General features: G+C 64.4%; 15 protein-coding genes. 5 read left to right on the top strand and 10 right to left on the bottom strand.

Annotation, left to right across the window (positions count from 1 at the left end; genetic code table 11):
* Nucleotides 1-97: 97 nt before the first annotated feature.
* Both CHB99_RS14580 and CHB99_RS14575 read right to left on the bottom strand, forming a co-directional pair.
* Nucleotides 98-277, bottom strand: a complete 180-nt coding sequence (locus tag CHB99_RS14580) for a CsbD family protein (RefSeq protein WP_042126571.1) — start codon at nt 275-277, stop codon at nt 98-100.
* A 126-nt stretch (nt 278-403) separates the two neighbouring features.
* On the bottom strand, nt 404-829 hold the full coding sequence (locus CHB99_RS14575) for a hypothetical protein (protein WP_042126573.1): 426 nt from the start codon (nt 827-829) through the stop codon (nt 404-406).
* A gap of 176 nt (nt 830-1,005) precedes the next feature.
* Between CHB99_RS14575 and CHB99_RS14570 the strand changes: the two genes are divergently transcribed.
* Nucleotides 1,006-1,383 (top strand): hypothetical protein, encoded by a 378-nt coding sequence (locus CHB99_RS14570; RefSeq protein ID WP_042126576.1) that lies wholly within the window; start codon nt 1,006-1,008, stop codon nt 1,381-1,383.
* Here the strand turns inward: CHB99_RS14570 and CHB99_RS14565 are convergent, their stop codons facing one another.
* Nucleotides 1,384-2,220 carry a CvfB family protein gene (locus tag CHB99_RS14565; protein WP_042126578.1) on the bottom strand — a complete coding sequence of 279 codons (837 nt, stop codon included), beginning with the start codon at nt 2,218-2,220 and terminating at the stop codon, nt 1,384-1,386. It lies immediately after the preceding gene.
* Nucleotides 2,221-2,385: 165 nt separating this feature from the next.
* Between CHB99_RS14565 and CHB99_RS14560 the strand changes: the two genes are divergently transcribed.
* On the top strand, nt 2,386-3,252 hold the full coding sequence (locus CHB99_RS14560) for a DUF6279 family lipoprotein (protein ID WP_042126580.1): 867 nt from the start codon (nt 2,386-2,388) through the stop codon (nt 3,250-3,252).
* Nucleotides 3,253-3,390: 138 nt separating this feature from the next.
* Here the strand turns inward: CHB99_RS14560 and aceK are convergent, their stop codons facing one another.
* The gene (gene aceK / locus CHB99_RS14555; protein ID WP_042126582.1) at nt 3,391-5,121 is read right to left on the bottom strand and encodes a bifunctional isocitrate dehydrogenase kinase/phosphatase; all 1,731 of its coding nucleotides are present in this window, start codon (nt 5,119-5,121) and stop codon (nt 3,391-3,393) included.
* 230 nt (nt 5,122-5,351) lie between these two features.
* Here aceK and CHB99_RS14550 point away from each other — a divergent pair, with 230 nt between their 5' ends.
* Nucleotides 5,352-6,272, top strand: a complete 921-nt coding sequence (locus CHB99_RS14550) for a DMT family transporter (RefSeq protein WP_042126585.1) — start codon at nt 5,352-5,354, stop codon at nt 6,270-6,272.
* Here CHB99_RS14550 and CHB99_RS14545 read toward each other — a convergent pair.
* From CHB99_RS14545 to cysK, 3 genes are all read right to left on the bottom strand, one after another.
* Entirely contained in the window at nt 6,217-7,098 is an 882-nt protein-coding gene (locus CHB99_RS14545) for a DMT family transporter (RefSeq protein WP_042126586.1), read from the bottom strand. The two genes, CHB99_RS14550 and CHB99_RS14545, sit on opposite strands and share 56 nt — an antisense overlap.
* A 452-nt stretch (nt 7,099-7,550) precedes the next feature.
* Nucleotides 7,551-8,486 (bottom strand): aspartyl/asparaginyl beta-hydroxylase domain-containing protein, encoded by a 936-nt coding sequence (locus tag CHB99_RS14540; protein ID WP_042126595.1) that lies wholly within the window; start codon nt 8,484-8,486, stop codon nt 7,551-7,553.
* Nucleotides 8,487-8,645: 159 nt separating this feature from the next.
* Complete coding sequence (gene cysK, locus CHB99_RS14535; protein ID WP_042126597.1) at nt 8,646-9,620, bottom strand: cysteine synthase A; 975 nt, start codon at nt 9,618-9,620, stop codon at nt 8,646-8,648.
* A 360-nt stretch (nt 9,621-9,980) separates the two neighbouring features.
* Between cysK and CHB99_RS14530 the strand changes: the two genes are divergently transcribed.
* Nucleotides 9,981-10,826, top strand: a complete 846-nt coding sequence (locus tag CHB99_RS14530) for an AAA family ATPase (protein WP_042126600.1) — start codon at nt 9,981-9,983, stop codon at nt 10,824-10,826.
* Nucleotides 10,827-10,845: 19 nt separating this feature from the next.
* Entirely contained in the window at nt 10,846-12,024 is a 1,179-nt protein-coding gene (locus CHB99_RS14525) for a vWA domain-containing protein (RefSeq protein WP_042126604.1), read from the top strand.
* Between the two features lie 118 nt (nt 12,025-12,142).
* Here the strand turns inward: CHB99_RS14525 and CHB99_RS14520 are convergent, their stop codons facing one another.
* From CHB99_RS14520 to CHB99_RS14510, 3 genes are read right to left on the bottom strand one after another with little or no spacing between them, the layout of a single operon-like run.
* Entirely contained in the window at nt 12,143-13,063 is a 921-nt protein-coding gene (locus CHB99_RS14520) for a 5-oxoprolinase subunit C family protein (RefSeq protein ID WP_042126606.1), read from the bottom strand.
* On the bottom strand, nt 13,060-13,755 hold the full coding sequence (gene pxpB, locus CHB99_RS14515) for a 5-oxoprolinase subunit PxpB (protein ID WP_042126608.1): 696 nt from the start codon (nt 13,753-13,755) through the stop codon (nt 13,060-13,062). Before pxpB ends, CHB99_RS14520 begins: the two co-directional genes overlap by 4 nt.
* Complete coding sequence (locus CHB99_RS14510) at nt 13,752-14,504, bottom strand: 5-oxoprolinase subunit PxpA (RefSeq protein ID WP_084702818.1); 753 nt, start codon at nt 14,502-14,504, stop codon at nt 13,752-13,754. The genes pxpB and CHB99_RS14510 overlap by 4 nt, the downstream gene beginning before the upstream one ends.
* Nucleotides 14,505-14,513 lie beyond the last annotated feature (9 nt).

Below are 14,513 nucleotides of genomic sequence, written 5' to 3'. Positions count from 1 at the left end.
CAGTCTAATAGACCCTCGATCACCGGTCGCGATTCACTGTCCCGGTAAAAAAAACGGCCATCCGAAGATGGCCGTCATCGTGCGCCGGGTGCAACGATCAAGGCTTTTTCACGGCATCCTTGACCTTGCCCACGGCTTGCTGGGCTTCGCCCTTCAGTTCCTGGGCCTTGCCTTCGGCGCGCAGGCGATCGTTGCCGGTCGCCTTGCCCACGCCCTGCTTGATATTGCCGACCGCTTCGTTGGCCATGCCTTTGACTTTGTCTTTGGTGCCACTCATGGGATGTCTCCTTGAAGGGAACGTCGGAATCGACAGTCGGTGGAGTGGCGAACGAAGCGCAGAGTTTCATTTATTTTCACGCAAGGTGTCGCGGGCCTTGCGTGAACGTGCGTTGGCGTTGTCGGTTCAGCGAGTCTCAGACTCGCACATCCTGCGCAGATCGTCGTCGCCGATACTGCCGCAGCTGCCATTGTGTGTTTTCGCCTCGCAATAGCGACGCTGGTCGGAATCGCCGATGCTGCCGCAACTGCCGTTTCCGGTTTCGGCTTCGCACATCCTGCGCAGATCCGAGTTACCGATGCTGCCGCAACTGCCATTGTTTGTTTTCGCCTCGCAATAGCGACGCTGATCGGAATCGTCGATGCTGCCGCAACTGCCATTCCTGGTTTCGGCCTCGCACATCCTGCGCAGGTCGGAGTTGTCGATGCTGCCGCAACTGCCATTGCCCGTCTTCGCTTCGCAATAGCGGCGCTGGTCCGAGTCGTCGATGCTGCCGCAACCGGCATGGGCGAAACCGCTGAACAACACCAACAGCGCGATAAGTACTCGCATTTTCGTTCTTCCTTGCAGAGGGTAGGCGAAGAGAATCGCCGGCCGCCGAGTGGCGACATCACATTGACATCAGTGATGGAAAAAGTTCCGGCTTTCGAAGCGCCCTGCGGCTTTATGTTTCAGCCCATTGCCAGCACAATACCCGGCCTTACCAAGCGTCACTCGCAGGACACCGCATGAAACTCGACAAGACCACTGCCATCGCCCGTCGCAACGAGGCCCTGGGGATTCCCGCGCTGGACAGCGACAACACCCTGTTCGCCGTGCTCGACAGCAAGCGCAGCCTGTGGTGGTTCGATGTGCCAGTGGCCTGGCTGCGCACCAATACCGGGTGGGTGAACCTGCTGCTGCACACCCCGGAAGGCGATCAGTTGCAGCACCTGAAGGTACCGAGACGCTACCTGCGCTCGCACATGGACCAGATGGAAGTGCGCAACCCGGGCAAACGCCGCTCGACCATCAGCCTCGCCCTGTCCGCCGACCGCGACTCGCTGCTGCGCGACCTGCGCCCGGGCGGCGAAAACCTGGATTTCTCGGGTTTTCGCCAGCGCTGATCAGGCCAGTTCGATGCGGTTGTCGTGGATGACGATCTGACCGCTCTTGTACAAGGCGCCGATGGCCTTCTTGAAGTTGCCCTTGCTGACCCCGAACAGGTCGCTGATCACCTGCGGGTCGCTCTTGTCGCTGACCGGCAACACACCGTCGGCGGCCTTGAGCTTGCTCAGGATCTGCTCGTGCAGGCTGCTGGCGGCGGCTTCGCCGACCGGTTGCAGGCTCAGGGCGATCTTGCCGTCGTCGCGGATTTCCCTGATGTAGCCCTTCTCCTGCTTGCCCGAACGCAGGAACTTGAACACCTCGTTCCTGTGGATCAGGCCCCAGTGCTGGTTGTTGATGATGGCCTTGAAGCCCATCGGGCTCTCTTCGACCACCAGCAGGTCGACCTGCTGGCCGACCCGGTAGTTGGCCGGGGTCTTGTCGAGGTAGCGGTCGAGCTTGGCGGTGGCGGTGATGCGCCGGGTACGGCGGTCGAGGTAGACGTGCACCACGCAGTACTCGCCGGCGCGCATCTGGCGCTTTTCCTCGGAGTACGGCATCAGCAGGTCCTTGGGCAGGCCCCAGTCGAGGAAGATGCCGATGCTGTTGATCTCGACCACCTTGAGGCTGGCGAACTGGCCGACCTGGACCTTGGCCTTCTCGGTGGTGGCGATCAGCTTGTCCTCGCTGTCCAGGTAGACGAAGACGTTCAGCCAGTCCTCGACCTCGGTGGGCGTGTCCTTGGGGATGTAGCGGTTGGGCAGAAGAATCTCGCCATCCGCGCCGCCATCCAGGTACAGACCGAAGTCCGTGTGCTTGACCACTTGCAAAGTGTTGTAACGCCCAACTAAAGCCATCGTCGAAATCCTCGTTGCGAGGCGCGCATTCTACACCCGAACTGCGACTGTCGCCCGGCGCTTCGGCGGTTTCCCCCCACCGATCGGAACAAAGACAGCGGCTTGAACCGCATTGGCCGAACCTGCTCTATAAACACAGAGGAAGCCCATGCAAGGACTCGCATCATGTCCACTCGTCCCTCTCGCTGCCTGCGCCCGATTCTGCTGATGCTCGCCAGTCTCCTGCTGCTGTCCTGCACGCGCCTGGACCTGGCCTACCGCAACCTCGACGTGCTGGTGCCGTGGTCGCTGAGCGACTACCTGGACATGAACCGCCAGCAGAAGCGCTGGCTCGACGAGCGCCTCAAGGAGCAACTGGCCTGGCACTGCAAGACCCAGTTGCCCGGCTACCTGACCTGGCTGGACGGCATTCGCCAGATGGTCGCCAGCAACCAGGTCACCGACCAGCAGTTGCGCGAGCGCACCGGGCAAGCGCACCAAGCCGTGGCCCGGGTCGCCGAACGGATCACCCCGCAGGCCGCTCAGTTGCTGCGGGGCATGAACGACGAGCAGGTGCGCGAGCTGCGCGAGAACTTCGCCCGCGACATCGACAAGCGCCAGGCCTGGTACGTCAGGACGCCGCTCGCGCAGCAGATCGAGGAACGCGGCGCGCGCATGGAAAAACGCCTGTCGCCATGGCTCGGCGGGTTGAGCCCGCAGCAGAAGGCGCGCGTGGCCTCGTGGTCGGCGCAACTGGGCGGACAGAATCGCCAGTGGATCGCCAACCGCGCCCACTGGCAGGCGCAGTTCAGCCAATTGATGGAGCAGCGCCATCAGGACGATTTCGAACCGCGCCTGGGTCAGTTGCTCAAGGAGCGCGAACGCTTCTGGACCCCGGAGTACCGCATCGCCTTCACCAGCAGCGAGGCCCACCTGCGCAGCCTGCTGGTGGACCTGATGGCGCAGAGCAGCGCCGAACAGCGCCAGCATCTGGACCAGCGCCTGGACAAGGTGCGCAAGGACTTCAGCGAACTGAAGTGCCTCAAGCGCTAGGGTCTGTATGAAATGTATTCGAGCGAAGACCAGGCAAGGCGAAAACGGGCGAGGAAGCGGAGTTTACTGGAGTAAATGAGCATTCCGAGCCCGTTTTCAACGCAGCATGGGCGAGCTCGGATGCATTTCATACAGAGCCTAGACGATGGCCTGCTCCCTGCCCTTGCGCCGATACGGGAAGACATCGATCACTTTGCCCGCGCGGATCGCGTCCTGCAGGCCTTTCCAGTAATCGGCGTCGTACAGCTCGCCATGCAGCTGATTGAACAGCCGGCGCTGGCCGATATCGGCGAACAGGAACGGCGGGAACTCCTCGGGGAACACGTCGTGCGGACCGATCGAATACCACGGCTCGCTGGACATCTCGTCCTCGGGGAAACGCGGCGGCGGGATATGGCGGAAATTGGCTTCGGTGAGGAAGGTGATCTCGTCGTAGTCGTAGAACACCACGCGACCATGGCGAGTGACGCCGAAATTCTTCAGCAGCATGTCGCCAGGGAAGATGTTCGCCGCCGCCAGTTGCTTGATCGCCAGGCCGTAGTCGTCCAGCGCCTCGCGTACCTGGGCGTCGTTGGCGTTTTCCAGGTAGAGGTTGAGCGGGGTCATGCGCCGCTCGGTCCAGCAGTGACGCACCAGCACGGTGTCGCCCTCCAGGCTGACCGTCGAGGGCGCCACTTCCAGCAGCTCGGCCAGGCATTCGGGCTCGAACTTGCTCAGCGGGAAGCGGAAATCGGAGAACTCCTGGGTATCGGCCAAGCGCCCGACCCGGTCGACACTCTTCACCAGGCGGTACTTTTCGATCACCGTGGCGCGATCCACGCTCTTGGACGGCGAGAAGCGGTCCTTGATGATCTTGAACACGGTGTTGAAGCCCGGCAGGGTGAACACGCTCATGACCATGCCGCGCACGCCGGGAGCCATGATGAAGCGGTCGTCGGTGCTGGCCAGGTGGTTGATCAGGGCGCGGTAGAACTCCGACTTGCCGTGCTTGTAGAACCCGATCGAGGTGTACAGCTCGGCGACGTGCTTGCCCGGCAGGATGCGCTTGAGAAAGCCGACGAACTCCGCCGGCACCGGGACATCGACCATGAAGTACGAACGGGTGAAGGAAAAGATGATCGACACATCGGCTTCATCGGTGATCAGCGCGTCGATCTCGATGCCATGACCTTCGCGGTGCAGCAGCGGGATCACCAGCGGCCATTGTTCGTCCTGGGTGAAGATGCGCCCGACCAGGTAGGCACCCTTGTTGCGATAGAGCACCGGGGAGAACAGCTCGACCTGCAGCTGCGGGTCCTTGCAGACCCAGTCCGGCAGACTCTCGCGCAGTTGCGCCTGCAGCCGCGCCAGGTCGCCGGACAGGTCGGCATAGGGCACATCGAAGCGATAATCCTCGAAGATGCGTGCCAGCAGGCCGGACAGGTGGCCGTCGGGACGGTAGATGCGGGTCTGCGCCGCGCGCTCGTGGGCGCGCAGTGACGGCCGGGTGGTATGGATGAACATGCAGCCATCGCTGATCAGGTCGTGGCTGAACAGGCTGCAGAAAATCGAGTTGTACCAGGTCTCCGACAGCTCATCGTCGAAACGCGGGTCGATCAGGCCGATGTAGGCGCTCTTCACCAGCGGCCACAGGGAAACGTCCAGCAGCACGTCGTCGGTGAAGGCCTCATGCAGGCGCACGGTGACCTCCGAGACTTTCTCTTCGTACAGGTTGATCCGCGCCGCGGCGGCGCTCTGGATCTGCTGCCAGAGGGCTTTTTCGAAGCGCTCGCGGGCACCATCGGTGATCTGGCGGAAATGCTCGCGATAGTTGTCGAAACCATCGAGGATCGTCCGCGCGATAGCGGCGGCCGGCCATTGCTGGGGCATATCTGGACCTCTGGCGGGAAGGGCGAAAGCCTGAGAGTAACCGCGGCGCCCGCGCCTGCACAGGGGGTGGATCGGCCAAATCGGGGCCAGGGTGCCAGCATCGCGAACGGCTGTTTCTGCGCAGCGGACGACATCAACCGCAATGAACGGATTCAGCCCGCAAGAAAGCGCACGAGATCGGCCCCGGTTATGCCGTACACTCGTTTCCCGGTTTTCCCCTGGAGTACCCCGTGAGCCCCATCGCCCTGTCCCGCCTGCTGATCCTCGCCGCCATCTGGGGCGCCAGCTTCCTGTTCATGCGCATCATCGCGCCGGTACTGGGGACGGTGCCGACCGCGTTCTTCCGGGTGTCGATCGCCTGCCTGGGGTTGATCGCGATCCTCGCCCTGCTGCGCGTGCGCTGGGACTTCGGCGGCAAGTTCAAGGTGGCCCTGGTGCTGGGGATGATCAACTCGGGAATTCCCGCGACCCTCTACTCGGTGGCGGCCCAGGTGCTGCCGGCGGGCTACTCGGCGATCTTCAACGCCACCACGCCGCTGATGGGCGTGCTGATCGGCACGCTGTTCTTCCACGAGAGCATGACCCTGGCCAAGCTCGCCGGGATTTTCCTCGGGTTGCTCGGGGTGGGCATTCTCAGTGGCGCGGGGCCGGTGGCCTTCGACCTCGCACTGCTGCAGGGCGCCCTCGCCTGCCTCGGCGCGACCGCCTGCTATGGCCTGGCCGGGTTTCTCGCGCGGCGCTGGCTGGACCAGCGCGGCGGCCTCGACAGCCGCCTGTCGGCACTGGGCAGCATGATCGGCGCCAGCCTGCTGCTGCTGCCGCTGTTTGCCTGGAGCGTCGCCACCCAGCCGCCCGCCAGCTGGGGCGGCTGGCAGGTGTGGCTGTCGCTGCTGGGCCTGGGCCTGCTGTGCACCGCCTTCGCCTACATCCTGTATTTCCGCCTGATCAGCGAGATCGGCCCGGTGAAATCCTCCACCGTGACCTTTCTCATACCGGTGTTCGGCGTGCTCTGGGGGGCCTGGCTGCTGGACGAACCGCTGTCCACCGCACACCTGTACGGTGGACTGCTGATCGGCCTGGCCCTGTGGCTGGTGCTCAAGCCGGCGCCGCGGCCCGTGCCGGCTGACGGAACACGAACAGCAGGCCGATGACGATCAGGCCCATGCCCAGCAGGCTCATGGCCGCCAGACGGTTGCCGAAGATCAGGTAGTCCATCAGCGCGGTCACCGCCGGCACCAGGTAGAACAGGCTGGTGACGTTGACCAGGTTGCCACGGGCGATCAGGCGGTACAGCAGCAGGGTCGCCAGCACCGAGACCACCAGGGCCATCCACAGCACCGCCAGGGTGAACTGCCGGGTGGGCTGGATTTCCAGCGGCTGGAACGGCGCGAACGCCATGCACATCAGCAGGCCGGCCAGGTACTGCAAGGGCAGCGTGCCAAGGGGTTGGTCAGTGATGCGCTTCTGCATGATCGAGCCGCCGGTCATGCTCGCCAGGGCCAGCAGGGCAAAGCCCATGCCGGCCAGGGACATGCCGCCCAGGCCGATCCCCTGCCAGACCACCATGACCAGCCCCGCCAGTCCCAGACACAGACCGAACAGGCGGCTGAAGGACCGCTGCCGCTCCATCAGGGCCACGGTAAGGATCGGCTGCACGCCCATGACCGTGGCCATGACGCCGGGCGTGATCTTCAGGTCCAGGGCCAGCAGGTAGAAGATCTGGTAGGCGCCGAGCAGGACCGCGCCGGTGGCCAGGGCCTGCCACACGGCGCCGCGCTCACGCGGCCAGCGCAGGCGCAGCAAGGGCCCGAGCAGCAACAGCGCGACCAGGGCGATGGCGAAGCGGACGAGAAGGAAAGCGAAGGGTGTCGCCTGGGCCAGCCCCAGCTTGGAGACGATCGCCCCGCTGCTCCAGAGCAGGACGAACAGGCTGGTGGTGGCCGCCGAGGCCACGGATGCTTTGTTGAGAAGAGACATGGAGTTGCCACCTGTATTCGGGCAAATGAACCGAACGGTCGGGCTGCGTCGTGGCAGCCGCCGTACTCAGAAACGTTGGGGGTGCAGGGCCTCAGGCCACTGCCACCACGGCTGGCGGTGCGCCTACTACGCACGCCACAACGGTTCCGACAGGTGGGGACTGGCTGATGACCGGCTGCTGAATCCCGCGCACGACAACCACCGCGTCGAGCGCGGCAGCGAGTACTGGGGTTACAGGGGAAGCAGGCATGAGCGAGTCTTCGGTGAAGAGAAAGTGCTGGGGACTATAGGCCTGGCCATTTGATAGCGCAAGCTCCAGTTCAATTGCCGCGCACTGCCCTGTAGGAGCGTGGCTTGCCCGCGAAAGGACCGCAAAGCGGTCCCCGATGACATCCCAATGGGACCGCGTTGCGGTCCTTCGCGGGCAAGCCGCGCTCCTACGGGAGAGCCGATCAGAACAGCCAGCGATACAGCAGCCAGGCCACCACCACCGCCAGCACCGGCCGCAGCACGCGGTAGGCCTTCGGATTGGCGCGCTTGAAGGTCTTCACCCGGGCGCTGATGACATTGCTGAACTTCTTGCTCCAGGCATAGGCCTGGTTGATCCCGCCAACCCGCTCGTCGTCAGTGTTCTGCGGCGCGGTGGCACGGCCGAGGAAAGCGCTGACCTTGCGGTTGATCCGGGTCATCAACGGGCTGCTCAGCGGACGCTCGACGTCGCAGAACAGGATCACCCGGGTCGTCTCGGTTTCGTTCTTCACCCAGTGCACGTAGGTTTCGTCGAACATCACGTCCTCACCGTCGCGCCAGGCGTAAGGCTGGCCGTCGACGTAGATGCGGCAGTTGTCCGAGTTCGGCGTGGCCAGGCCCAGGTGATAACGCAGGGAACCGGCGAACGGGTCACGGTGCGGGTTCAGGTGGCTGCCACCGGGCAGCAGGGCGAACATCGCGCCCTTGACGTTGGGAATGCTGTTGACCAGTTCGACGGTCTTGGGGCACAGCAACTCGGCCGATGGCAGGGCCTTGTCGTACCACTTCAGGTAGAAGCGCTTCCAGCCCTTCTTGAAGAACGAACCGAAGCCGGCGTCGTTGTCCTTCTCGGCGGCACGGATGTAGCCCTCGTCGAACAGGTGCATGGCCTCTTCGCGAATGGTTTCCCAGTTGTTCTTCAGCACGTCCAGCTCGGGGAAGCGCTCACGGTCCAGGTACGGCTTGGACGGTACTCCGGAAAACAGGTACATCAGCGAGTTGTAGGGAGCGAACAGCGCCGAATGGTTGACGAACTGGCGCAGCACCGGCAGCCGCGCCTTGCCGCGTAGGTGCACGAACAGGACGCTGCCGAAGAACAGCAGCAGCACGCCTGCCTTGGCGACGAAGGAAAAAGTCATTCAAAACTCCTAGGAAATTTCGTTCGGGCTCGGCGCCGGAAATCGTCCATGATAAACCGAACAGGCCCCGGTAAAAACAACCGGGGCCTGACATACAGTATTGGGAATTGTGCAATAAACCCGGCGCCGGATCATTGCCCGGGATCAAACGGCGGGTTCCTACTGCTGGTTTTCCTGTTCGGTGAACAGGTCGCTGAACAGCATGCTGGACAGGTAACGCTCACCGGAGTCCGGCAGGATCACCACGATCGTCTTGCCCTGCATTTCCGGCTTCTCGGCCAGGCGCACGGCGGCAGCCATGGCGGCGCCACAGGAAATCCCGCAGAGAATCCCCTCCTCCTGCATCAGGCGCAGGGCCATGGCCTTGGATTCGTCGTCGGTGACCAGTTCCACCTGGTCGACCATGGCCAGGTCGAGGTTCTTCGGCACGAAGCCGGCCCCGATCCCCTGGATCTTGTGCGGGCTCGGCTTGATCTCATCACCGGCCCGCGCCTGGGTGATCACCGGCGACACCACGGGCTCGACCGCCACGGAGAGAATCGCCTTGCCCTGGGTCTGCTTGATGTAGCGCGACACACCGGTGATGGTGCCGCCGGTGCCGACGCCGGCGACCAGCACGTCCACCGCGCCATCGGTGTCGTTCCAGATTTCCGGGCCGGTGGTCTTCTCGTGGATCGCCGGGTTGGCCGGGTTGTCGAACTGGCCCGGCATGAAGTATTTGCCCGGGTCGCTGGCGAGGATCTCGCTGGCCTTCTCGATGGCGCCTTTCATGCCCTTGGCCGGTTCGGTCAGGACCAGTTCGGCGCCCAGGGCCTTGAGGACCTTGCGCCGCTCGATGCTCATCGACGCCGGCATGGTCAGCAGCAGCTTGTAGCCGCGGGCGGCGGCGACGAAGGCCAGGCCGATACCGGTGTTGCCCGACGTCGGCTCGACGATGGTCATGCCCGGCTTGAGCTTGCCGCTGCTTTCCGCGTCCCAGACCATGTTCGCGCCGATCCGGCACTTGACCGAATAACCCGGGTTGCGCCCCTCGATCTTGGCCAGGATGGTCACGCCGCGCGGGGCGATGCGGTTGATCTGCACCAACGGCGTATTACCGATGGAATGGGCGTTGTCAGCGAAGATACGGCTCATGGCAGGAGGTCCTTTTGGCACCGAGCGAAAACCTCAAGGGTAAGCCTGCCCCGGAAGGGCGTCTACCCCGGTGAAACTCCGTCGGGGCGCCTCGGGCCAACCGTTCATCCGTGTCCCTCCGCATTCCGCAAGAGGCCGATGAAATGCTTCCCGCGGATCCTGCGCAACGGCTTCATCGAAGCCTTCGACGCACGCTGCGAGCGTTCGCCGCCCAAGTCTGACCGAGCCACCGAGTGACGGCCCATTCAGAGACTGAATGGGCCGTCTGCGTTCCCACTCCTGTAGGACGCGCGTTATAGTCGCGTATGACAATTTTCCACCAGGGCCAAGCCCCCTGGCATTCGCAACGAGGATGGACAGATGAAGTTCGAAGGCACCAGCGCATACGTCGCCACAGACGACCTGAAACTGGCGGTCAACGCGGCGATCACCCTGGAACGACCGCTGCTGGTCAAGGGTGAGCCGGGCACCGGCAAGACCATGCTCGCCGAGCAACTGGCGGCGTCCTTCGGCGCCAAGCTGATCACCTGGCACATCAAGTCCACCACCAAGGCCCACCAGGGCCTGTATGAATACGATGCGGTCAGCCGCCTGCGCGATTCGCAGTTGGGCGTGGACAAGGTCCACGACGTGCGCAACTACCTGAAGAAAGGCAAGCTGTGGGAAGCCTTCGAGGCCGAGGAGCGGGTGATCCTGCTGATCGACGAAATCGACAAGGCCGACATCGAGTTCCCCAACGACCTGTTGCAGGAACTGGACAAGATGGAGTTCTACGTTTACGAGACCGACGAGACGATCAAGGCCAAACAGCGCCCGATCATCATCATCACCTCGAACAACGAGAAGGAATTGCCTGACGCCTTCCTGCGCCGCTGCTTCTTCCACTACATCGCCTTCCCCGACCGCGACACCCTGCAGCAGATCGTCGACGTGCACTACCCCAACATCAAGAAGGACCTGGTCAGCGAGGCGCTGGACGTGTTCTTCGACGTGCGCAAGGTTCCGGGCCTGAAGAAAAAGCCCTCGACCTCGGAACTGGTGGACTGGCTCAAGCTGCTGATGGCCGACAACATCGGCGAGGCCGTACTGCGCGAGCGCGATCCGACCAAGGCCATCCCGCCGCTGGCCGGCGCCCTGGTGAAGAACGAACAGGACGTGCAACTGCTCGAACGCCTGGCCTTCATGAGCCGTCGCGGCAACCGCTGAAGCCACGGGGGCGATCGCCATGCTGCTCAATCTGTTCAATGAAATGCGCGCGGCGAAGGTGCCGGTGTCGGTGCGCGAACTGCTCGACCTGCTCAATGCCCTGAAGCAACGGGTCACCTTCGCCGACATGGACGAGTTCTACTACCTGTCGCGGGCCATCCTGGTGAAGGACGAACGGCATTTCGACAAGTTCGACCGGGCCTTTTCCGCCTACTTCAAGGGGCTGGAAAACCTCGATCGGCACCTTGAGGCGCTGATTCCCGAAGACTGGCTGCGCAAGGAGTTCGAGCGCTCGCTGACGGACGAGGAACGTGCGCAGATCCAGTCCCTCGGCGGGCTGGACAAGCTGATCGAAGAGTTCAAGAAACGCCTGGAAGAACAGAAGGAACGCCATGCCGGCGGCAACAAGTGGATCGGCACCGGTGGCACCAGCCCGTTCGGTTCGGGCGGTTTCAACCCGGAAGGCATTCGCATCGGCGATGCCGGCAAGCGCCAGGGCAAGGCGGTGAAAGTCTGGGACCAGCGCGAGTACAAGAACCTCGACGACCAGGTCGAACTGGGCACGCGCAACATCAAGCTGGCCCTGCGCCGGCTGCGCAAGTTCGCCCGCCAGGGCGCCGCGGACGAGCTGGATATCGACGGCACCATCGACCACACCGCCCGCGATGCCGGCCTGCTCAACATCCAGATGCGCCCGGAGCGGCGCAACAGCGTGAAGCTGTTGCTGCTGTTCGATATCGGCGGTTCGATGGATGCCCACGTGAAGATCTGCGAAGAGCTGTTCTCCGCGTGCAAGACCGAGTTCAAGCACCTGGAGTACTACTACTTCCACAACTTCGTCTACGAGTCGGTGTGGAAGAACAACCTGCGCCGCACCTCGGAGCGCACCTCGACCCTGGACCTGCTGCACAAGTACGGCGCCGACTACAAGGTGGTGTTCGTCGGCGATGCGGCCATGGCGCCCTACGAGATCACCCAGCCGGGGGGTAGCGTCGAGCACTGGAACGAGGAAGCCGGGTATGTGTGGATGCAGCGCTTCATGGAGAAGTTCAAGAAGCTCATCTGGATCAACCCGTATCCGAAGAACACCTGGAACTACACGTCGTCGACCAATATCGTCCGCGAACTGATCGAGGACCGGATGTATCCGCTGACCTTGCAGGGGCTGGAAGAAGGGATGCGGTTCCTCTCCAAGTAATGGTCTGCCTGCGCGGTCCTCTGTAGGAGCTGGCTTGCCTGCGAAGGACCGCGTAGCGGTCCCTGATAGCGGTGAGGTCCGGGACCGCTGCACGGTCCTTCGCGGGCAAGCCACGCTCCTACAGGGGCACGCCCGCAAACCAATTCTGCATCTCGCCCCACGCCAACGCCTGCACCACCGCCCTGAACCGCACCTTCTCCCCCGGCAGACACTGCGCCAACCGTGCCACCGCCAGCGGCGTCAACGCCCCCAGCCGCGGATACCCGCCAATCGTCTGCCGGTCATTGAGCAACACGATCGGCTGCCCGTCCGGCGGCACCTGCACCGCGCCCAGCGGGATGCCCTCGGAAATCATCGGCTGGCCCTGGTAGCGCAACACCGGCCCGGTCAGGCGTATGCCCATGCGGTCGCCGCGACTGTCCAGCGTCCAGTCGCTGTTGAACAGGTCGAACAGGCTCTGCCCGCTGAACTCGCCCAACTGCGCGCCCATCACCAGATCCAGACAGGCCACCCCCGCCAGGCACGGACGCAACGCTTCAGGCACGTCGCCACGCCCCTGTGATCGCCCTTCGAAGTGCAGCTCATCGCCCTTGGCCAGCGCCCGCCCGGCCGCGTCCGGCCCGCCCAGCCCTTCGCGTACCACCGTGGCGCAACTGCCCAGCACCCGGGGTGCAACGAACCCTCCCGGCGCCGCCAGGTAGGCCCGCGCGCCCTGCAATGGCTGGCTGAACTGCAAACGCCGGCCCTTGCGCAGGGTGAAGCTGCGCCAGGGTTTCAGCGGCTCGCCATCGACCCGCGCATCGAGGTCCGCGCCCGCCAGGGCCAGTTGGCAATCCGCCTCGGCCACCACGGCAAAACCACCCAGGGTGATCTCCACCACCGGCGCATCCGCCGGATTATCCAGCAACCAGTTGGCCCAACGCGCCGATACCCAGTCCAGCGATCCACCCTGGGTCACGCCAAGATGACGAACGCCGAAACGCCCGCTGTCCTGCAGCTGGCACAGCGGCGTGCTGGCTTCGATACGCAGACGACTCACGAGCGCTCCTCCAGCGGCGTGTCGTCGCCGCCCAGCCTGACGAATTCGTCCCGTTCGATCGCCACGAAGCGCACCCGATCCCCCGGCTGCAACAGGCTGTAGCCGTCACGCTGACGATCGAACAACGGCGCCGGGGTACGCCCGATCAGGTTCCAGCCGCCGGGGGACAGGGCCGGGTAAGCGGCGGTCTGCCGCTCGGCAATCCCCACGCTGCCCGCCGCCACGCGCTTGCGCGGGGTGGCCAGGCGCGGCGCGGCCAGGGACTCCTCCACCAGCCCCATGAAGGCGAACCCGGGCGCGAAGCCCAGGGCGAACACCTGATACTCGCGGCCCGTGTGCCGCTTGATGATTTCCGCCTCGCCGACCCCGCAACGCGCCGCCAGCACCGGCAGTTCCGGCCCGACGCTGGCGTCGTACCACACCGCCATCCGCATGGACCGCCCGCCCTGGCCGCTGTCGGGCCGCAGGTCGCGCAACGCCTCGGCGACCAGCGCCCGCGCCTCACCCGGCGCGCAGTCGAACTGCACCATCAGCGTCGTGTAGGACGGCACCAGTTCGACCAGCCGTGCGCCGAACGTCGCCCGCAGCCTGTGGCTGGCGGCGAGCATCCAGGGCATGTTGGCTTCGTCGATGGTATCGAACAGCCGCACCATCAGTGCGTCGAGGGCGACCACTTCGATACGCGGCTTCATGAGGCGGTCAGGGCATCCAGGGCCTGGCGGATCTGCCGTACCGCCGCCAGCGAGCTGTCGTTGTCGCCATGCACGCAGAGGGTCTGCGCACGCAGTCGCACGGCACTGCCGTCGCTGGCGCTCAGCGCCTCGCCCCGGGCCAGGCGCAGGGCCTGCTCGACGATCAGCGCCGGATCGTGATGCACCGCCCCTGGCAGGCGTCGGGAGAGCAGGCGGCCGGCGGCGTCATAGGCGCGATCGGCGAAGGCTTCGAACCACAGGGTCACGCCCAGTTCGTCACCCAGCGCCCGCGCCGCGCTGTCGTCGGCGGTGGCCATGAGCATCAGCGGCAAGTGCCGGTCGTAGGCGGCCACGGCTTCGAGCACGGCACGCAGCTTGCCATGGTCGGCCATCATGTCGTTGTACAGCGCGCCATGGGGTTTGACGTAGGCCACACGGCTGCCCTGGACCCGGCAGATGCCGTCCAGCGCGCCGATCTGGTAATGCAGCAGGTCGCGGATTTCCTCGTTGCTGCAAGCCATGGAGCGGCGGCCGAAGCCGACCAGGTCGGGGTAGGACGGATGGGCGCCGATCCTGACCTTGTTCGCCACGGCCAGGGCCACGGTCTGGCGCATGATCCCGGGATCGCCGGCGTGAAAACCGCAGGCGATGTTGGCGCAGTCGACGAAGGGCATGACCTCGGCATCCAGACCCATCGTCCAGTTGCCAAAGCTTTCGCCCATATCGCAGTTCAGTAGCAGACGGCTCACGGCAGGGGC

Source organism: Pseudomonas japonica (assembly GCF_900188455.1).
GTDB lineage: Bacteria > Pseudomonadota > Gammaproteobacteria > Pseudomonadales > Pseudomonadaceae > Aquipseudomonas > Aquipseudomonas japonica.
This window is presented reverse-complemented; position numbering and strand designations above follow the sequence as displayed.